The sequence below is a fragment of the Actinomadura graeca genome (genome assembly GCF_019175365.1).
Lineage (GTDB): Bacteria > Actinomycetota > Actinomycetes > Streptosporangiales > Streptosporangiaceae > Spirillospora > Spirillospora graeca.
The window spans coordinates 3,552,567-3,572,046 of record NZ_CP059572.1; the positions used below are offsets into that span (position 1 = coordinate 3,552,567).

A 19,480-nucleotide genomic window follows, 5' to 3' on the forward strand; every position below is an offset into this window, starting at 1 on the left:
TCCGCCCCGAAGCTCCACAGCGCCCTGAGGCTTTGCTGTCGAGGTCGAGGGTCAGTCGTCCTTGGGCTCGTCCCGGAGGACGTAGATGGCGCCGCCCCGGTTCTCGGTGCGTTCGGGGTCCTCGCGAGGCGGCGGGACGGGCTCGGCGGCTTCGGGCCTCGGCGCCTCCGGAGTGTCCGGCTCGTCCATGATGTGGCCTTCCAGGACGACCGTGCCGTCGCTCGGCGGGGGCACAGGGGGCAGCGGCGCGGGCGTCTCCTCGGCGAGGTCGGGCAGCGGTCCGCGGGTCCGCGCGCGGGCGGGGCGCCGGGGCGCCAGGACGGGCTCGGCCTCCTCGAACTCCAGAGGGTCCGGCGCATACGGCGAGGGCCTCGGCACGGGACGCGGGAGCGCGCCGTCGGGGGGCGTGGACGTCTCGTCCGGGACGGGCGCGGACAGCGGCATCATCGCCGCCGACGCCGAGGGAGAGGCCGCAGGCGTCCGGCGCCCACCTCTACGAGACGCCCTGCCCTTGGCCCCGTCCTTAGCCCTGCCCCCGGACCGGCCCTGCTCGTGGCCCGTGCTCTGCTCCTCGCCCCGGCCCTTGCTCTTGGCCTTCTTCTTGCCCCCCGCCCCGCGGCCCTTCGCGGGACGGATCTCGGCCTCCGCCGGGCGGCGCAGGATCCTCCAGTTCGCCACCCACGCCGCGATGGCCGCGGAAATGCCGACCTCCAGGGCCGCCATCAGCCCGACCTGCCACGCCGACGGGCCCACGGTCGTCATGCGGCCGCCGCCGAGCGGGCCGCCCGCCAGCGCGGCCAGCAGCGCCACCACGCCGCCCGTCAGCGCCCCGGACACGAATCCCCACAGCGGCGCGCCCTCGTAGGCCGGGCTCGGCAGTGACCGGATCGTCAGGTAGCCGCCCACGCCTCCGGCGACGAACGGCGCGGCCAGGGCCAGCAGCGAGATCGCCGGGGCGGGGCCCGGCTCGGGCAGGGCCGCCAGCGGCGGGAACGCCGGGACGGTGTCCAAGAACACACCGGTCGCCGACACGCTCGTGCCCCCGCCGACCGAGAACCCGGGGCCGACCGCGTACGCCATGCCCCAGATCACCGCGTTCGGCAGGAACGCCAGCTCGACCACCAGCAGCAGGACGCCGCCGACGATGCCGGGCGCGAGGACGTCGTACAGGCCGTCCGCGTCGGTCATGTGCATCGCGAGCGAGCCGCCGACCAGCAGCGCCCCGGAGGCCAGCAGGACCGAGAGCGAGCCCGCGACGCCGATGACGAGCGAGCGCGGCCGGTCGGGCAGCAGCCGCAGCAGCGCCCCGAGCCCGGACCTGAGCCGCTCCCCCTTGGCCTGCGCCGCGACCTGCGCCGCGACGACGGCCCGCGCGGCGCCCAGCCCGCCCGCGATGACCGCGACGAGGAAGGAGGCGATCAGCGCCTGCCACGCCGAGGGCCGTACCGCCGGGGACGACGCGGCGAGCGCGAGCAGCCCGTCCAGCGCCGCATACGGGACGGCCAGCGTGACGGCCACCTGCGCGACCGCGACGCGCGGACGGTCCGGCAGTCCGAGGCCGCGGATCATCCATCCGCCGCCCCGGTACAGCAGTGCACCCGGCAGGACGAGCAGGCCCAGCGGCAGCAGCCCCACCCGCCCGTGGCCGGTGGAGAAGCCCGCGTGATGGGACACGAGCCAGAAGTTGACGGCCGTCCGGAACACCCCGGACATGCCGTGGCCGAGCGCGGTCTTCGGCGCGGCGATCCAGCCGATCAGCGTGATCGTGGTGAGGACGGCGAGGCCGATGCCGATGCACCACAGCGCCGCCACCAGCCCCGTCACGTAGAGCGGACGCGCCGCTGCCGGAGGCTGCGGCGGCGCCCCGGGAGGTTGCGGGGGGCGCCTGTCCTCCTGCACGGCGCCGGGACGCCGCAGGCCGCGGGCCGCCCGGACGGCCCCGGGCGACTCCGCGCCGGACGGCTCCGCCCTGGCCGGGGTTCCGCGTTTTCCGGGACTCACGTCGCTCACGCGCTCCATGCTGGCATCGCGCCCCGGCCGCGCCCGCACCCTCGCCCGGCGTGTCGCCTTTGTCGTCAGGCCACGGCAGACACCCGGCACAGAACGCCCGGCGACCGGCGACCGGCGCACACGACCACATCATCCGGCGTGTGAGCCCTCCTCCAGGACGTCTGGACGTCTGGGCGTCTGGGCGTCTGGGCGTCCCTCACAGCGGACCAGCGGCCCCAGCTCCCCGGCGGCCCCGGGGGGGCTTTTACCCGTCCAGCCCCGTCCAGCTTGGCCAATCGGAATCGACGGCTCCCGGCCCCGTCCAGCCCAGCCCAGCCCCGGCTCCGGTTGCGGCCAGCCCCAGCTCATGGCGGATATCGACGAAAGACGCCCGGGCCCCTGAGGGGCTCGGGCGTCTTTCGGTGGCCGACCGGAGGTCAGAGGTTCTTCATGATCTCCCGCATCAGGACGGCCGCCTCGCTGGGGGTCTTGCCGACGCGGACGCCGACCTTCTCCAGGGCCTCCTTCTTCGCCTGCGCGGTGCCGGCGGAGCCGGACACGATCGCGCCGGCGTGGCCCATGGTCTTGCCCTCGGGGGCGGTGAACCCGGCGACGTAGCCGACGACCGGTTTGGTCACGTGCTGCTCGATGTAGGCGGCGGCGCGCTCCTCGGCGTCGCCCCCGATCTCACCGATCATGACGATGGCGTCGGTGTCCGGGTCGTCCTGGAACGCCTTGAGGGCGTCGATGTGGGTGGTGCCGATGACCGGGTCGCCGCCGATGCCGACGCAGGTCGAGAAGCCGACGTCCCGCAGCTCGTACATCATCTGGTAGGTCAGCGTGCCCGACTTCGACACCAGCCCGATGCGGCCGGGCGAGGTGATGTCGGCCGGGATGATGCCCGCGTTGGACTTGCCGGGGGAGGCGATGCCGGGGCAGTTCGGGCCGATGACCCGGGTCTTGTTGCCCTTGGACTCCGCGTACGCCCAGAAGTAGGCGGTGTCGTGCACCGGGATGCCCTCGGTGATGACGACGCAGAGCGGGATGCCCGCGTCGACGGCCTCGACGACGGCGTCCTTGGTGAACTTCGGCGGGACGAAGACGACCGACACGTCCGCGCCGGTCTCGGCCATCGCCTCGGCGACGGTCCCGAACACCGGGAGGGTGGTGCCGTCGAAGTCGACCGTCTGACCGGCCTTGCGGGCGTTGACGCCGCCGACGACCTGCGCGCCGGAGGCGAGCATCCGGCGGCCGTGCTTGGAGCCCTCGGAGCCGGTGATGCCCTGCACGATGATCTTGCTGTTCTCGGTGAGCCAGATGGCCATGCTCATGCACCTGCCGCTGCGAGTTCGGCGGCGCGCCTCGCCGCGTCGTCCATGGTGTCGACCTGCTGGACGCCGGTCAGCCCCGCGTCGCTGAGGATCGTGCGGCCGAGTTCGGCGTTGTTGCCGTCCAGCCGGACGACCAGCGGCCGGTTGACGCTCTCGCCGCGGTCGGCGAGCAGCTTGTAGGCGGCGACGATGCCGTTGGCGACGGCGTCGCAGGCCGTGATGCCGCCGAACACGTTGACGAACACCGACTTGACGTCGGTGTCCGACAGGACGATCTCCAGGCTGTCCGCCATGACCTCGGCGGACGCGCCGCCGCCGATGTCGAGGAAGTTCGCCGGCCGCTGGCCGCCGAGCCCCTCACCGGCGTAGGAGACCACGTCCAGGGTGGACATGACGAGGCCGGCGCCGTTGCCGATGATGCCGACGCTGCCGTCCAGCTTCACGTAGTTGAGGTCCTTGGCCTTGGCCGCCGCCTCCAGCGGGTCGGCCGCGGCCTTGTCCTCCAGCTTGTCGTGCTCCTGGCGGAACGCGGCGTTGTCGTCGAGGGAGACCTTGCCGTCGAGGGCCTTGACCTGGCCGTCCGCGGTGAGGATCAGCGGGTTCACCTCGACGAGCGTCGCGTCCTCGTCGGTGAACACGGCCCAGAGGCGCTCGATCAGCTCGGCGGCGCCCTCCAGGGCCTCCTGGGGGAGGCGGCCCGCCTCGGCGATCTCGCGGGCCTTGGCCCGGTCGACGCCGGTCAGCGGCGAGATCGGGACGAGCCCGAGCCGGTCGTGCGGCACCTCCTCGATCTCCACGCCGCCTTCGACGGAGCAGATGGAGAGGAAGGTGCGGTTCGCGCGGTCGAGCAGGAACGAGAAGTAGTACTCCTGCGCGATGGCGCTCCCTTCCTCGACCAGGACCTTGTGGACCGTGTGGCCCTTGATGTCCATGCCGAGGATCTGGCCGGCGAGCGTTTCCGCCTCGTCGGCCGTGTCGGCCAGCTTCACACCGCCGGCCTTGCCGCGGCCACCGGTCTTCACCTGGGCCTTGACGACGACCTTCGAGCTTCCCGCGGCGAACAGCTCCGCCGCGATGGCCCGGGCTTCCTGGGGAGTATGGGCGACCTTGCCGGTGGGCACCGGTACCCCGTACTCGGCGAAGAGCTCCTTCGCCTGATGTTCGAACAGGTCCACGAGGCGTCCTTTTTACGGATCGACAGCCTGATGACCACACGAGTGGGGGTACACGGTTCTCCGTGCGGCCGGCACTCTGCGGTCCGCTCCGTCGATGCAGCCTAGTCAACGCGGGTCCATGGTCATGCGCCCGGGTCCGATCCGCTTTCCCCGGGTCGGTCCTCGTCCCGGCAACCGGAAGGTCAACTTTCGGAAAACCGGAGGTTCTCGGCCCCGGGGAGGAGGGCACGGCTGGCTCCTGAGGAGGATGAACACAAAGAAGTAGTTTGGTGTACTTATTTCCGCTCAAGCCCGGAGAACAGCTGCCGGAGGGGGACGGACGGCCATGACGGACGAGCGCCCGGCGCCGCGCGGGATGCGCCGCTTCCGGCGTGCCGCCGCGCTGCTCGTGGCCGCCACGCTCGTCGCGACCACCGGCTCCACCATCCCGAACGGCTCCGGACCCGGCTGGGCCAGCCCGGGGCTCGTCGGCGGCGGAGGCTGGCCCGTCACCGGCGCCCCGCTGTCACCGGCCGAGGCGCCCGGGGCCTCCTATCTGCCGGGCAGCTCCGTCGTCCGGCTCGCGGACGGGCGGGTCCGGCTCGTCCCCTTCGGGACTGAGACGTCCGTGCTCGTCCCACCGGACGATCCGCAGGTGACGGCGGCGGTGCGGACCGACAACGCCTGGCTCGCGGACGGCACCGTCCCGGGCGACGGGTTCGCCGAGCGCGGCCGCTACGGGGACCGCTACCGGGACATGGCGACGCGGGCGCTGCTGGACCTGCGGCTCCTCACCCGCCCGAACGGCGCGTCCCTCGCGTCCTGGTACGGGGCGTGGCGGTACTGCTGGCCGCGCGACTCCGCCTTCGCCGCCGCCGCGTTCACCGTCACCGGCCACCTGACCGAGGCGCGCCGCGTCCTGCGGTTCCTGGCCCGCGTCCAGCACGAGGACGGCCTGTGGGCCGCCCGCTACCGGCCCGACGGGACCGCCGTCGCCGACGGCCGTGACCCGCAGCTCGACTCGGTCGGCTGGGTGCTGTGGGCGGGCTGGCTCTACCGCGCCCAGACGCCGCCCGGGGAGGACCTCCCGGAGCTGTGGCCCATGGTGCAGCGGGCCGCCGACCACCTCACGCGCTCCCTGGACACCGAGGGACTGCCGCCGCCCTCGTCCGACTACTGGGAACGCGACCGCGGTCGCGAGCAGGATCCGCGCCGTCCCACGCTCGGCGTCGTCGGCCCGGTCCTCGCGGGGCTGCGCGCCGCCGCGGCCCTCGCCGACGGCTACGGAGGCGGCACGAAGGCCGCCCGGTGGCGGACGGCCGCGGACCGTGTCTCCGCAGCCGTGACCAGGCAGTTCGCCCCGTACGGCTATCCGCGCTCTCCCGTCCGCGGCGGGCTGATGGACACCTCAGTGACCTTCATCGCGCCGCCCTTCGCACCGTCCGACCCGAGCGTGACGACCGCCGTCGCGGACGCCGCGGGCAAGCAGGCCCTGCCGAACGGCGGCGTCCTGCCGGGTGAGCGCTGGGCGGGCAACAAGCTGGTCGCCTGGACGCCCGAGACGGCCCTGTTCGGCCTCAACGCCGCCGCTTCCGGACGGATCGACGAGGCTCTCGGGCGCCTCGACTGGCTCACCGTCCACCGCACGTCGCTCGGCGCCCTCCCCGAGAAGATCGGCGAGACGGGCCGTCCCGCCGGAGTCGCGCCCCTCGGCTGGACGGCGTCACTGGTCGTCCTCACCCTGTCCGCGCTGAAGCGCCCACTCCCCATCCCCCCGGTCGGCTGACGCACGCCCCCAGATCAAGCTGACGCACGCCCCCAGATCGCATGGGCGCCACACAAACGTGCCGCTGACCGTCCACGATTGTGCCGCCGACGTCGCAGGGCATGGCACAGACGCCGAAAAGGCGTCTTGCGCTAGGGACCTGCCCGTGGCCGGTGCGAAACCGCCCGGGCAGACGGACGCATCAGGTGAACTGCTCATAACCGAGCTTGGCGACGAGCGCGGTGACCACGCAGAGCAGGACGGCCCGGACGAACCCGCTCCCCCGGCTGATCGCCATCCGCGCCCCCGCCTGGGCCCCGACGACGTTGCACGCGGCCATCGCGAGGCCGATGGCCCACAGCACATGCCCCTGCGCCGCGAACACCAGCAGCGCGCCGAGATTCGTGCCGGTATTAATGATCTTCGATGTTGCGGAGGCGGTGACGAAGTCCATGCCGAGGAGCGTGGTGAACGCGATGACCAGGAACGTCCCGGTACCGGGCCCGACCAGCCCGTCGTAGAAGGCGATCACGGCGCCGGGGACCAGCACGGCCGCGGCGACCCTGCGCCGGGTCCGCAACACCGGCGCGGGGACACGGCCCAGGTCCGGCTTGAGCACCACGATCGCGGCGACCGTCAGCAGGACGACCATGATGACCGGCTTCAGCACGTCCGAGGAGATCGCCGCCGCGCACAACGCCCCGACGGCCGCGAAGCAGACCGCCATCACCGCCGCCGGGCCCGCGACATGGAGGTCGGGCTTCGTCCTGCGCAGGTACGCGACGGCTGCGGACGAGGTGCCCGCAAGCGACCCGAGCTTGTTCGTCGCGAGCGCCGTCGCCACCGGCTGCCCCGGGTTGAGCAGGAGCAACGCGGGCAACTGGATCAGCCCGCCGCCACCGACGACAGCGTCCACCCAGCCCGCCGACGCGGCGGCCGACAACAGCAACAGCACCTGCTCGGCGTGCAAGGGGGCTCCAGGGGGCGTAAGGAGTCACATGCATGTCGCAAATGACACTACGCGCCGAATCACCCGTCCGCGCCCCCCTTCGACACCACCTGTCCCCGCGATCGACTCATGTCGCCCTTCATGCCAGCCGCCCGCGCACCCGCCGTGTCGCCTTTAGTGTCACCTTCGCGGCTCCGCCCGCCCCCTTGTCCACTCCTCCCTTAGCCGTGTGGCCCCTTCGTGTCCCCTGTGTGCTCCGTATCACTTGTCCGCATCAGAGAACGGTGTCCACCGACCACGTCCAAGACGGCCTCCACTGGCCAAGCGCCTTTCGCGCCACCCTTCTGTGTCACCTGTCCATGCTTCGCTGCGGACTCCTGTCGCCTTGAGGGCTTGAGTCGCCTACCTCTAGGGCCTGCGGTCGTTCACTTTCAGCGCTCGCACCTCGCAGACGTGGGCCATGCTGTCCTCATGACGATCACGCGCGCGCTCGGCGGCGACTTCGCGGCCCCTATCGACGACCGGTACTTCGAGGACTACGTCACCGACACGACCTACGAGTACGGCCACATCCGCGTGGACGAGAAAGACATCCTCGAATTCGCCAGGCGCTTCGATCCTCAGCCGATCCACATCGACTCCGCCTATGCGGAGAAGGGACCATTCCAGGGCATCATCGCCAGCGGCTGGCATACCGGCTCGATCATGATGCGCCTCTTCGCCGACCACGTCCTGTCCCGTGTCGCCAGCATGGCCTCTCCCGGCGTGGACGAGTTGCGCTGGCCGGCCCCCGTCCGCCCGGGCGACGAACTCCGCCTCCGCGTGACGATCGTCGAGGCCCGTCCGTCCCGCTCCAAGCCCGACCGTGGCCTCGTCCGCACTCGCGCCGAACTCCTCAACCAGGACGACAAGGTCGTCCTGGACACCCTTCCCATGAGCATCCTCCGCCGCCGGCCAGTGACCTGACCCCTCCCCTGGACCGCGTCGCCCTACCACCTCACCATCGCCCCGCCGTCGCCGCACCCTCCTGCCGTCGCGCCCTCCTGCCGTCTCGCCCTCCTGCCGTTTCATTCTCCTAATGACTCGCCGTCCCCCATGGTCCTGCCGGGCGATTCCGCTGCGTCATGTGCCACAGAGCCACGAATTGGCCACTAAGGGTCAACAGTCCACCTGATCAGGCCTGGCTTGTACCTTCTTGCTGACAGCTCCGCTTTAGGGCCTGGTGGGAGGCCGATATGGCCGGAGACGGAGAGACTCGGATCAGCGTTGGCGGCGCTTTCGAAGGCCAGCTCGTCGTCGGTGACAACAACGTCGTCGTCAATTCAGGCGGGGCCGCCGAGGTGGTGGTCAGGCACGAGCCCATGCCCGCGCCCCGGCCGCGGAGCCGTCCCGCCGGAACGCCGTTGCGCTTCGACGAACCCGATCTCCTCGGACGCGACGGCGAGCTGGACCGCATCGGGCGGCTGCTCGACGAGCGGACTCCCGTCCAGGTGACCGGGCCTTCTGGAACCGGCAAATCGGCGCTATTGCGTGCCGCAGCCACCAGGCGTGAGGCCGCCGGGACGGACGTGATCTACCTCTCGGCCGCAGGTGAAGACGTAGACGACGTCCTCCAAGATCTGTTTCAGGCGTGCTACGACACCCGTGACTTCAAGCCCGCGCGGTCCCAGCTTCGGCGCCTGATGGGAACGATCAACGCTCTCATCGTCGTGGACGACTTCGCCGCCTCCGACGCTCCGAGCGGGCTTGCAGACGGCTCGGTCGCCACGGGCAGCTCGGGCACCCCAAACGGGCCCGACAATCCAAATGGCCCGGCTGCCCAAGACGACTCGGGTGGCGGCACCGGCCTAGCAAAGCTCCTGGATGCGCTGCCCGGCTGCGGGCTCCTGGTCTCGACCGCGCGCCCATTGCCGTGGGACGGCGAGACGATCGAACTCGGGGGCCTGCCGGAGGACTCCGCGGTCGAACTGCTCGTGCGCGAGGTCCGCCGAGAATGCTCGGAGGACGAGCGACGGCTCGCAGAGCGGTTCGCCAATTCGGTGGACGGTCATCCCGCTGCCATCGTGCAGGCCGCCGCCGCCCTACGGTCGGCCGCTGTCACAGACGTTCCCGCCGACCAGAACACGCTGGCCAGCGCCCTGGCCACAGGTCTAGGCGACGCGGCTCGCGCCGTCCTGGCCACCCTGCGCGCGGCCGAGGGGGTCGCCGTACCGACGCCACTCATCGCCGATCTGACGGAAGAACTCCGCGAGGACGACGCGACGGAGACCCTCAGGCGACTGGAGACCGCCGGCCTCGTCGTCCAAGAAGGGAACGGATACAGCCTGTCCGGCCCTCTCGCCCGGAAAGTCACGCGCGACGATCCTCCGACGGAACCGGGACGCCGCGCCGCGGTGCTCGCCGCCTGGGCACGGTCGGCGGGCGTGGACGACGTCGCCGCGGTAGGACCGCTCGTGGTCGCCGTCCTGGAAAGGGCCTTCGAGGAGGGTCACTACGCCGCCGCCCGGGATCTGGCCAAGGCCGCCGCTCCGGCCTTATGCGTGACGCTGCGCTGGGGGGCGTGGCGCCGCGTCCTCGCACTGGGGCGCCAGGCGTCCCGCGCCTTACGCGCCTCCGAGGACGAGGCGTACTTCGACCAGCAGGAACACCTGCGCCGCAAGGCCCTCACCAGGGGCGCGCTCCTCGGCGCAGCGGTCGGGACGGCATTGCTGGCGGGCAAGCATCTGGGAACCGCAAGCGCGACCAAGGGCGCTGGGTCCACAGCGCCCAAAAGCCTGCTGGCCAAACCGTCCATTCTCGGAGCGTGCGCCACTGTGGTGGTCGGCGGCACGATCGCGGCGATGGGGCTCGTGTGGACGCCGAGCTCCTCGAACGGCGCCCTGACCAGCCCGACGACGCGCGTCGGCCTCCCCGAGTCGTCACTGTCGTCGGCACCGAATGACAACCGGAACGGCGGCAAGGGGAACGGCTCCGGGAACGGCAGCTCGGGCGGGCAGAACCAGGGTGACAACGGCCAGCAGAGGAACGGGAGCAAAGGCGGATCCAACTGCGTCGCCGAGCAGCCCAAGCCTCACGACTTCGGCGAGTTCAAACCCCGCGACGACCGCTACAACGCCGAACATGGCACCGTCTGGACGTTCCCGGTATGCGACCGGCGCCTCGATGGGCCCAACTGGACGATCAGAGGCGGCGAAGGACACTTCCGCAAAGCCGTAGACGACACCTGCGACTCCGGGATCATCCAGCCGGGCTCGCGTTGTCTCCTTGCTCTGACCTTCGACCCGGGACCGATCCCCAACAAGAGCTACCAGGCGACCGTGGTCCTCCCCGGTCTGGGGCTTTCCGGCGGCTCGGCCGCCCCCCAGGAAATCACCTTGCTGGGCTCCACCGGCGCGGCAGACCCGACACCCGCCTCCATTTCGCTGACGGTCACGGGCAAGGGCGAAATCGATGTCAGCCGCAACGGCGGGATGCTCGGCCGCTGCTCACGGAGCTCATGCCCGAACTTCATGGCCGAGGTGGGCGACCGGATCACCCTCACCCCCATCGGTAACGCATCCGACCCCTCCACAGGCCAGCAGACGTGGCCGTCCCCTTGCCCCGCGGGCACACCAAGCGACCGCCCGTGCGAACTCGTCGTCACCGGCAACACGTCCATGACCGTGCAGGTCAACTGACGAATGCGTCACCGATCACGGAGTCTCGTCCAACCGCAGAGGCGTCCGCCCACAGGCTCAGGCACGACCACAGAGGCGCCCGACGACGGAAAGGTACAGGTGCACGTCATGGCACGCCGGGACCCCGAAATACGGATCGGCGGCGACGTCCAGGGGCAGCTCGTCGTCGGCGACTCCAACCACGTGATCTCCGGTACGGACGACACTGGACCCGCACGGCCCGGCCCCGGAGGCCGCACATATCCGGGACCGTCCGTCCACAACACAATCATCTGCGTGGACGTCGCCAAATTCAGCGACCCCCACAGGACCGTTCCGCACCAGGTCGCCGTCCGAGAGGGCTTGTACCGCGCACTCAACACCGCCTTCTCCCGATGCGGAGTCGACTGGGCGGACTGTTATCGCGAGGATCGGGGAGACGGCGTCCTCATCCTGGTGCCGTCCGACATCCCCAAAGCCCTCCTGTCCGCCGGGCTGCCGCCTGCCCTCGCCGCGGCTCTGGATGAACACAACCAGGTCCATACTGAAGAGTCCAGGATCCGTTTACGCCTGGCTTTCCACGCAGGCGAGGTTCGTCACGACGCCCACGGCGCGACCAGCGCAGCACTCAACCACGCTTTTCGTTTACTGGAAGCTCCCGCTCTCAAAGAAGCGCTGGACGCCTCCACCGGCGTCCTCGCCGTGATCGCCTCAGATTGGTTCTTCGAAGAGGCCATCCAGCACGATCCCGCCAGCGGCCCTGGCCTCTATAGGCGGGCCGAGATCACCGTCAAAGAGACCGAAGCGTTCGCCTGGATCCGACCGCCAAGCCTCTATCTTACTCGCCCTACACGGCCCTACTAGACACAAAAACACCCGATTTACGAACCTACGCAATAACCAAAATACTTGCTCGACGTTCTATCGCCGAATATCAAGTTCATCGGTGGGGGCGGCGCTGCGTACGGGGCCGCCCCTCCAAAGTCAAGGGCGCTTCGCGTCGCTACGCGATGGGACTCCGTCCCACCCTTGACTTCGGAGCCTCTACGGCCCCTGGGTGCAGCTCTCATCGGGCAGGCTCCGCCTGCCCCCGCCCGACGCGCCGCCCCCACCTTCGACGGACACCAACCACCAGAAACCAGCCCCAGGAACGCGCACTCGGGACCCTGCCCAAGAGTAGGGACCGAGGACTGGGCCGAGCCTCGACGCTACTCATTTTCGACATGCCCAATCTCCCATAGCCTCTCCTGACATTCGAGGCGAATAGTCTCGAACCAATACATACCTCCCTCCAGCCAAATTGGCGTGGCAGTGCACTATCCCGGCAGATAGGCACATCCATGGAATCTGTCCCTGAGGTGACATAGCCGGGTGGTGACATTTTTCGAGCTCGAAGTGGCCGTCCATCGGGGGGTGTTTGCGAGAGGGCTCGAGTATTGTTGGAACATGTGTTCGAGGGTGATGGATCTGGACGGGGCTTCCACCGGCGAATTGGTGGACGCTCTGGCCTCGATCGCCGCCGAGCTGGCCCAGCGATCCGCGCCAGACTCCCCGGCGGCGTGCCTGCAGCTCGCCGAGTCTCTCGCCGCCGCGACCGACCGCTGTGAGAGTGCCCTGGCCGGATTCGTCGCCTGCGTCGATACCCACGGCGAAGCGAAGCGCCACGGATACCCCAGCACCCACGCATGGCTGCGCTCCCGACTGGGGATGCGCGACGCCCGCGCCAAGGAACGCCTCACCGTGGCCCGCCACGGCCACCGGCTTCCAGCCGTCGCCAGCCGCTGGGCGACCGGAACGCTGACCTACGGCCAGGCCGCCACCATCGCCGCCGCCGTCGCCCGTCTCGACGACCACGACTGCGCCGCCGCCGAAACCATCCTCCTGGACCTGACCGATCAGGGATACTCCGCCGGGAAGCTCGCCGCGATCGGGTTCCGGATCCGCGAAGTCATCGCCGAGCGCGACGGGACCGAGTCGCCTGATGCCGAGTCCCGGCGAGGCTATGAGCGGTCCTGGATCGACTCCACCCGCTCCCTGGACGGCGGCCGCTACATCAAGGGCTGGCTCAACGCCGAAGACGCCGCGATCTGGGACGGAACTCTTGGCCCCCTGGCCAAACCCTCCGGGGCCGACGACCGCCGAGACCTGTCGGAGCGGATGGCGGCGGCGTTGACCGGAGTGCTGTCGGGCGGCCACACCGCTACCAAGGTCACCGTCATCTGCGATCTCGACACTCTCACCGGCGGTACCGCCCCCGCCCGCCTCAGCGACGGCACGCCCATCCCCGCCGTACAGGCCCGCCGCATCGCCTTGGCGGCCGGGGTATCGCCGCTGATCCTGGGACGAGGGCATCTCCCGCTCTACCTCGGGCACCGCCACCGGTTCGCCAGCAGCGGGCAACGGCAGGTACTCGAAACGCTGTACCCCACCTGCGCCGTCGTGGGCTGCGAAGTGCCCGGGATCCTCTGCGAAGTCGACCACGTCGACGGCTGGGTACTGAGCCACAGCCCCACCGACATCGACAAGCTCGCGCTCGCCTGCGGATGGCACAACCGCTACAAACACGCCAATCCCCGGCAGGTCACCATCAGCCGCAGCTCGGACGGTCTCTACAGTTACCGTCTCCGACCACCCGAGAACGACCGCACCCACCCGACCGGTCCGGCCGCCGCACCCGAACCCGCCGCTGCATCCGCAACCGCGGCCGCCGCAACCGCCACCGCGAGGGCACCGGCCTCCGTCCCCCGCGTCCAACGCCGACGCGACCGCCGAGTTCCACGCAATCCGGCCCGCACCGCGCGCCGGACAGGCGCACCGTGATCGAGAACGGGCGCCGGCAACCGCCCGCGGTGCATCCCCGGCCGCTGCGAAGCCGGGCAGGTGTGGCATGCACGCCTGCCCGCCATCGCACTCTGCCGCGTGACCACTCGACTACTCGCTATTAGCAGTCGAGGCTGGCGGGGCCTGCCGAGACGATTGCGGAGCCCCTGGATTTTGACAATCCATGACAGTCGTCATGGGCAGTACCACCGATTCTCCTCGTTCTTCACCTGACTCCTGTTATGAGGTCTTGTAGAGCCTGTGCGGAAATCGTGATGTCACAGAAGTTTTTTTCGGGCTCGATGTGGTATCCCGTGAGTCCTTCACGGCTTTGACCTGCCAGAACAGAGGGGAGGCGGCCGCAGGACCCGCGAGGATCAGACGTGTTCGACCGGGGTGGGTTAAAAAAGTTAAGGTTGAATGCGAATCGAAAAAGTAGGCATTGACCCACTTCATGCGGCGGGATTACCGTCACTGAGGAATTACCGGCAGCGACGTGACCAGCCCCCCGAAGTCGCGAACGTCGATAGTCGGAAATACCGGCCGGGACGGCCAGCCGGGCCGTGCTGGACTTCCGCCAATTGACATGGAAGACCCCGATGATGAATGTCAAACACACGATGATCACGGCAGTCGGCGCCCTCGGCCTGTCCGTCCTGATCGCCTCCCCCGCTCCCGCGGACACGACTGACGCCCCTGACGCGGCGGCGCCCGAAAACGTGACCATCGATGTCGCGAGCGTCAACGGCTCCGGCTGCCCGGCCGGGACGACGACGGTGACCAACGATAAATCCTCGTTCACCATCAGCTACAGCGACTACCTGGTCTACGCCGGTGGTGACGCCTCCCCGACGAACTCCCGGAAGAACTGCCAGATCAGCCTGCGTGTCAGGGCACCCGGCTACACCTACGCGATCCGCGGGCTCGAGCACCGCGGCTTCGCCGGGCTGCAGGCCGACGCCGTCGGCACGCAGCGGGCGAACTACTACTTCCAGGGCAGCCAGGAGAACCGGACCATCACCCGCAACATCAAGGGCCGCTACTTCGGTGAGTGGCGGGTCAACGACAGGCTCGAGAACAACGAGCTGCTCTACAAGCCCTGTGACGAGGAGCGCAACCTCAACGTCAACACCGAGCTGCGTGTGACCCCCGGCAGCGACGATTCCAAGGTCAGCTTCGTCGCGGCGGACTCGACACACGGCAGTGAGACCTACCACTTCGCGTGGAGGCGCTGTAACTAACAGCCGCCGAGAAAGAACGGAACCCCCGGCTCCCCCCGGCCGGGGGTTCCGCGCGTCCCGGAGCGTTTCCGACAACGACCACCGCACAAGAGTCGTCGAAGTTCCGTCCGTGCCCTGGGCCCCGGGTCCTGAACGCCCTAGCGACCGGCCAAAATGGCTGGGCCACGAGAAGGCAGCCCACGACCCCCGCGCAGGCTCAGCGGAGCCGGAGAGGAGCGCGAGCAGGAGCCGGAACCGCGAGTCGAGACCATTGCCGCGCTCCCCGCTGTGCGGTTGCCCTTCCTCCCCGGCTACCCCCGCGACGCCCGGACGTATCAGCCAGTCGCCTGCCCCCTACTGCCGCCCACCTAGCGGGCCAGCCTTTCTTCTGAATCACAAACGCGGGGCGTGCCCCACCGGCTTGCGCCCGCCCCTCGCGGTCAGAACCTTGGGCCAACCGGGAGCGCTTTGCGGGGCTGTCCAGATGGCATCTGGTTGAGGAACCCTTCATCACGCGTGCCGTCCCAGACCGGCGCCGTCTCGCACCGCCCCGTCTCGCACCGCCCCGTCTCGCACCGCTCCGTCCTCAGCTTGCGCATGCGTTCTGCGCACGGGCAGCACACTGAGGCGAGTGTCCGCGCTGGCTGCGGCGGTACCGGATCCGTCGTGAGATCCCCGAACCCGGCGACGAACTTGCCGTTCGCGCACGTCGGGGACATTGACGCAGCGGCTTCAACCGCGACCACTCGCGTCACCGCTGCGGCAAAGTGAGCGGGCGGTGTCTAGCCAGCTCAAGCGTTTCCGTGACCTGGCCTCCCCGCCTACCAGCTCGCCACCCACTACCGCGCCGCCATCACCATCGCCAGCCTTGGAATGTCCCTCGACCACGATTCACAAAGCAACGCTTAGGACGGCTGCTGCTGGCCGTCACGCCAGCGTGGTTGGCTGCTCTCAGCATCTCAAGGCCACTCAACCGCTGCGCCGTTGTGGCACACAGGCTTCAGAGGTAGTCGTAACAGAGTCAGCGATCGAGACGTCGCCAGCGGATGATGGCGGCGGTGAGGGTCGTGAGAGCTTCGTGGATGTCGTCGAGCAGCGCGGCGGCGGCCAGGCGGTCCAGCGCGTCCAGCGGCAGCTCAAGGTGGCTGAGGCGGCGAAACCCTCGCGGGCCGCGAACACGATCGCGGCGCCCCCGCTGTACAGGCGACGGACGGCGAACAGCAGCGCGTCCGCCGACGGCTGGGGCGAACCAGTGCGCGTCAGAGGATCTCCCGGCGAATGCGCAGGCGGCGGAACAGGTACAGCAACACGATCGTCCGCTCGACGACATAGCGGTGCACGCCCGGGCCGGACCCTTGCGCGACGCCGCGTCGAGCGACACGGTGCCTAGAAGCCCGTGCCCGTAGCAGGCGGCGGGGTTCGTCGTGGTCACAGCCGCGGTCGGCCGACAGGCACACTGGTCTTCGGCGCGGTCGTCTCCACTACCGTCCCGATGGGCGGCACTTGGTCCAGCAGCAGGGCGGGCTGGCGCGACGTCGTCGCGGTGTCCCACCGTTCAGCGATACCGCAAGCGGGATCCGTAGCCCTCGGTCAGACGTAGTGCCCGGAACCCGGCCGGCCGCGGCCGACCAGACTCGGCCCAGTTTCGGGCTGCCCTTGAGCGCGCGGACGCGCGACTGCCGATTACCGTCCTGTACCAGCCCACTAGCTGCTCGGCGGCGTGCAATTCCTCCGGCAACAGCCGGTGCAACCGCTCCCACACGCCGGCACCATGCCACCCGGCCGACCTACGCCAGCACGTCATCGTCGACCCCAACCTCAATTCCCGGGGCGGGAACCCAACCGGATCCCGGTGTGCAGCGCCAACAAGAGCTCGCACAGCACTTGCGGGCGTCCAGCCGTTTATGCCCGGCATGGCGCTTGCGGCGCTCCACCTTCGGGCGCTCCACCCTCGGCAGCAGCGGCTCGGACCGCTCCCAGCGGCTGTCGGCCACGGTCCACGGGGGTCGCCCAGCGTGTGGTGCACTCCCCCACACCACACCCGAATCACGGCGCGTCGTGCCGCACGCACATCTTGTTGTGAGCCCTTAGAGCTTTTCCACCGGGGCGTAGCGAAGGACGAGGCGTTTGACGCCGTACTCGCCGCCGAAGTCGACACTTGCGGCGGCCTTGTCGCCAGCGCCGTCCACGGTCACGACGGTGCCCAGGCCGAATGAGTCGTGGGTGACCTTGTCACCCGGGGAGAGGGCCGGGACCTCACGGTTTCCCGGGGAGCGGACGCCGGGGCGGGCTGCCATCCGGGACATCGCCGGGGACGAGGTGGACGAAGCCTCACGTTCCCAGTCGATGAGGACCCTCGGGACCTCGCCCAGGAAACGGGACGGCGGGTTGACCTGCGGGGCTCCCCACGAACTGCGCATCGTGGCGCGGGAGAGGTAGAGGCGCTGGCGGGCGCGGGTGATGCCGACGTAGGCCAGGCGGCGTTCCTCTTCGAGTTCCTTGGGATTGCTCATTGCCCGCAAATGGGGGAAGACACCGTCCTCCATGCCGGTGAGGAAGACGACGGGGAACTCCAGGCCCTTGGCGGTGTGCAGGGTCATGAGGGTGACCACGCCCTGGTCGGTCTCCTCCGGCTGCTCGCCCGGGGGGACGGGCCCGCCCTTGGCTCCGCCCGGAATGGAGTCGGCGTCGGCGACCAGCGCGACCTGTTCGAGGAAGTCGGGGAGGCGGCCTTCGGCGCTCTCGCCGTCGAGCCTCTCCTCGAATTCGCGGGCGACGGCTTCGAGTTCCTGGAGGTTCTCGATTCGGGTCTCGTCCTGCGGGTCCTTGGAATTCTGGAGTTCGGCGAGATAGCCGCTCTTGGTCAGGATCTGGTCGACCAGCTGGGCGGGAGTCGCGGACTCGGCGGCCGTGCGCAGTTCGTCCAGCAGGGCGACGAATTCGCGGACGGAATTGATGGAGCGGGTCGCCATGCCGGGGACGTCCTCGGGTCGGCGGAGGGCCTGCCAGAACGAGATCCGTTCCCGGGACGCGTAGGCCTCGACACAGGCTTCGGCGCGGTCGCCGATGCCGCGTTTCGGGACGTTGAGGATGCGGCGCAGGGAGACGGTGTCCTCGGGGTTGGCGAGGACGCGCAGGTAGGCGAGGAGGTCGCGGATCTCCTTGCGCTCGTAGAAGCGGACGCCGCCGACGACCTTGTACGGCATGCCGACGCGGATGAACACTTCTTCGAAGACACGGGACTGCGCGTTCGTGCGGTAGAACACGGCGACATCACCGGGGCGGGCGTCGCCCGCGTCGGTGAGTTTGTCGACCTCGTGCGCGACGAACGCGGCCTCGTCGTGCTCGTTGTCGGCCACATAACCGGTGATCTTGTGACCTTCACCCTGGTCGGACCAGAGCTTCTTGGGCTTGCGGTCGGCGTTGCGCTCGATGACCGCGTTGGCGGCGGAGAGGATCGTCTGGGTGGAGCGGTAGTTCTGCTCCAGCAGGATCGTGGTGGCGTCGGGGTAGTCGCGCTCGAACTCCAGGATGTTGCGGATCGTGGCGCCGCGGAACGCATAAATCGACTGGTCGGCGTCGCCGACGACGCAGAGTTCGGCCGGGCCGATCTCCTCGGCGTGCCCGTCCGGTGATCCTCCGGCGACCGAGATCGGGGCCGTCAGCTCGCGGACGAGTTCGTACTGCGCGTGGTTCGTGTCCTGGTACTCGTCCACGAGGACGTGACGGAAGCGGCGCCGGTAGTGCTCGGCGGCCTCCGGGAACACCTGGAGCAGGTTGACCGTCATCATGATCAGATCGTCGAAGTCCATCGCGCCGGCCTGCTGGAGGCGGGCCTGGTACATCTCGTACGCCTCGGCGAGCGTCTGCTCCATGTGCGTGGACGCGCGGTTCTTGAACGTCTCGTAGTCGATCAGCTCGTTCTTCAGGTTCGAGACCTGGGCGCTGAACGACTTCGGCGGATACCGCTTGGGATCGAGGTCCAGCTCGCGGCATACGAGGGCCATGAGGCGGTTCGCGTCGGCCTGGTCGTAGATCGAGAAGCTCGTCGGGAAGCCCAGCCGCTTGGCCTCGCGCCGCAGGATGCGGACGCAGGCGGAGTGGAACGTCATCACCCACATGGCGCGCGAGCGGGGGCCGACGAGGGCGTCGACGCGCTCCTTCATCTCGGCGGCGGCCTTGTTGGTGAACGTGATCGCCAGGATCTGCCCTGGATGCACGTCCCGCTCACCGAGCAGGTGGGCGATGCGGTGGGTGAGCACGCGGGTCTTGCCCGACCCGGCGCCCGCGACGATCAGCAGGGGGCCGCCGGAGTGCACGACGGCGGCGCGCTGCTGCGGGTTGAGGCCATCGAGCAAGGGGTGAGCTTCGGTCTTCGACATCACGTGCGAGTCTACGGCGCACCGCGGACGTTTTCGGCTCCCTCACCGCCACCAGCGGGTTGCGAATCCGCTCCCCAAGGTCACCGGCCCGTTCACTCAAGGTCACCGGCCTGTGGCCCGCGGAGCCGGTCCGGATGAGGACAACCGATTCGGCACATTTTCACCCCGCTTGACGCGACTCCGTAGCGGCCGAGCGTGAACCACACCGGAGCGA

The 19,480-nt window shown here is 69.7% G+C and carries 12 protein-coding genes; 6 read left to right on the forward strand and 6 right to left on the reverse strand.

Annotated elements, in window-relative coordinates; genetic code table 11:
* Positions 1 to 51 precede the first annotated feature (51 nt).
* The 3 genes from AGRA3207_RS15580 to sucC all read right to left on the reverse strand — a co-directional run bounded on the left by AGRA3207_RS15580 (position 52) and on the right by sucC (position 4,495).
* Positions 52 to 2,010, reverse strand: a complete 1,959-nt coding sequence (locus AGRA3207_RS15580; protein ID WP_231335345.1) for a cell division protein PerM — start codon at positions 2,008 to 2,010, stop codon at positions 52 to 54.
* 416 nt (positions 2,011 to 2,426) lie between these two features.
* Positions 2,427 to 3,314 carry a succinate--CoA ligase subunit alpha gene (gene sucD, locus AGRA3207_RS15585; protein ID WP_231335346.1) on the reverse strand — a complete coding sequence of 296 codons (888 nt, stop codon included), beginning with the start codon at positions 3,312 to 3,314 and terminating at the stop codon, positions 2,427 to 2,429.
* Positions 3,315 to 3,316: 2 nt separating this feature from the next.
* On the reverse strand, positions 3,317 to 4,495 hold the full coding sequence (gene sucC, locus AGRA3207_RS15590; protein ID WP_231335347.1) for an ADP-forming succinate--CoA ligase subunit beta: 1,179 nt from the start codon (positions 4,493 to 4,495) through the stop codon (positions 3,317 to 3,319).
* Positions 4,496 to 4,820: 325 nt separating this feature from the next.
* Between sucC and AGRA3207_RS15595 the strand changes: the two genes are divergently transcribed.
* A complete protein-coding gene (locus tag AGRA3207_RS15595) occupies positions 4,821 to 6,260 on the forward strand; it encodes a glycoside hydrolase family 15 protein (protein ID WP_231335348.1) in 1,440 nt (479 codons plus the stop codon).
* Between the two features lie 181 nt (positions 6,261 to 6,441).
* Here the strand turns inward: AGRA3207_RS15595 and AGRA3207_RS15600 are convergent, their stop codons facing one another.
* A complete protein-coding gene (locus tag AGRA3207_RS15600) occupies positions 6,442 to 7,209 on the reverse strand; it encodes a sulfite exporter TauE/SafE family protein (RefSeq protein WP_231335349.1) in 768 nt (255 codons plus the stop codon).
* A gap of 450 nt (positions 7,210 to 7,659) precedes the next feature.
* Between AGRA3207_RS15600 and AGRA3207_RS15605 the strand changes: the two genes are divergently transcribed.
* Positions 7,660 to 8,154, forward strand: a complete 495-nt coding sequence (locus AGRA3207_RS15605; protein ID WP_231335350.1) for a MaoC family dehydratase — start codon at positions 7,660 to 7,662, stop codon at positions 8,152 to 8,154.
* Between the two features lie 269 nt (positions 8,155 to 8,423).
* Complete coding sequence (locus AGRA3207_RS15610) at positions 8,424 to 10,865, forward strand: ATP-binding protein (RefSeq protein WP_231335351.1); 2,442 nt, start codon at positions 8,424 to 8,426, stop codon at positions 10,863 to 10,865.
* 57 nt (positions 10,866 to 10,922) lie between these two features.
* Here AGRA3207_RS15610 and AGRA3207_RS39820 read toward each other — a convergent pair whose 3' ends face one another.
* On the reverse strand, positions 10,923 to 11,048 hold the full coding sequence (locus AGRA3207_RS39820; RefSeq protein WP_273700047.1) for a hypothetical protein: 126 nt from the start codon (positions 11,046 to 11,048) through the stop codon (positions 10,923 to 10,925).
* A gap of 93 nt (positions 11,049 to 11,141) precedes the next feature.
* Between AGRA3207_RS39820 and AGRA3207_RS15615 the strand changes: the two genes are divergently transcribed.
* From AGRA3207_RS15615 to AGRA3207_RS15625, 3 genes are all read left to right on the forward strand, one after another.
* The gene (locus AGRA3207_RS15615; protein ID WP_231335352.1) at positions 11,142 to 11,708 is read left to right on the forward strand and encodes a hypothetical protein; all 567 of its coding nucleotides are present in this window, start codon (positions 11,142 to 11,144) and stop codon (positions 11,706 to 11,708) included.
* 510 nt (positions 11,709 to 12,218) lie between these two features.
* On the forward strand, positions 12,219 to 13,664 hold the full coding sequence (locus AGRA3207_RS15620) for an HNH endonuclease signature motif containing protein (RefSeq protein ID WP_231335353.1): 1,446 nt from the start codon (positions 12,219 to 12,221) through the stop codon (positions 13,662 to 13,664).
* 620 nt (positions 13,665 to 14,284) lie between these two features.
* Positions 14,285 to 14,905 (forward strand): DUF4360 domain-containing protein, encoded by a 621-nt coding sequence (locus AGRA3207_RS15625; RefSeq protein ID WP_231335354.1) that lies wholly within the window; start codon positions 14,285 to 14,287, stop codon positions 14,903 to 14,905.
* Positions 14,906 to 16,971: 2,066 nt separating this feature from the next.
* On the opposite strand, the gene pcrA is transcribed toward AGRA3207_RS15625, so the two are convergent.
* On the reverse strand, positions 16,972 to 19,266 hold the full coding sequence (gene pcrA / locus AGRA3207_RS15630; RefSeq protein ID WP_231335355.1) for a DNA helicase PcrA: 2,295 nt from the start codon (positions 19,264 to 19,266) through the stop codon (positions 16,972 to 16,974).
* Positions 19,267 to 19,480 lie beyond the last annotated feature (214 nt).

Coding starts and splice junctions, on each gene's coding strand:
- sucD (WP_231335346.1), bottom strand. CDS start 3,314: ATGGCCATCTGGCTCACCGAGAACAGCAAGATCATCGTGCAGGGCATC.
- AGRA3207_RS15595 (WP_231335348.1), top strand. CDS start 4,821: ATGACGGACGAGCGCCCGGCGCCGCGCGGGATGCGCCGCTTCCGGCGT.
- AGRA3207_RS15605 (WP_231335350.1), top strand. CDS start 7,660: ATGACGATCACGCGCGCGCTCGGCGGCGACTTCGCGGCCCCTATCGAC.
- AGRA3207_RS15610 (WP_231335351.1), top strand. CDS start 8,424: ATGGCCGGAGACGGAGAGACTCGGATCAGCGTTGGCGGCGCTTTCGAA.
- AGRA3207_RS15625 (WP_231335354.1), top strand. CDS start 14,285: ATGATCACGGCAGTCGGCGCCCTCGGCCTGTCCGTCCTGATCGCCTCC.
- pcrA (WP_231335355.1), bottom strand. CDS start 19,266: ATGTCGAAGACCGAAGCTCACCCCTTGCTCGATGGCCTCAACCCGCAG.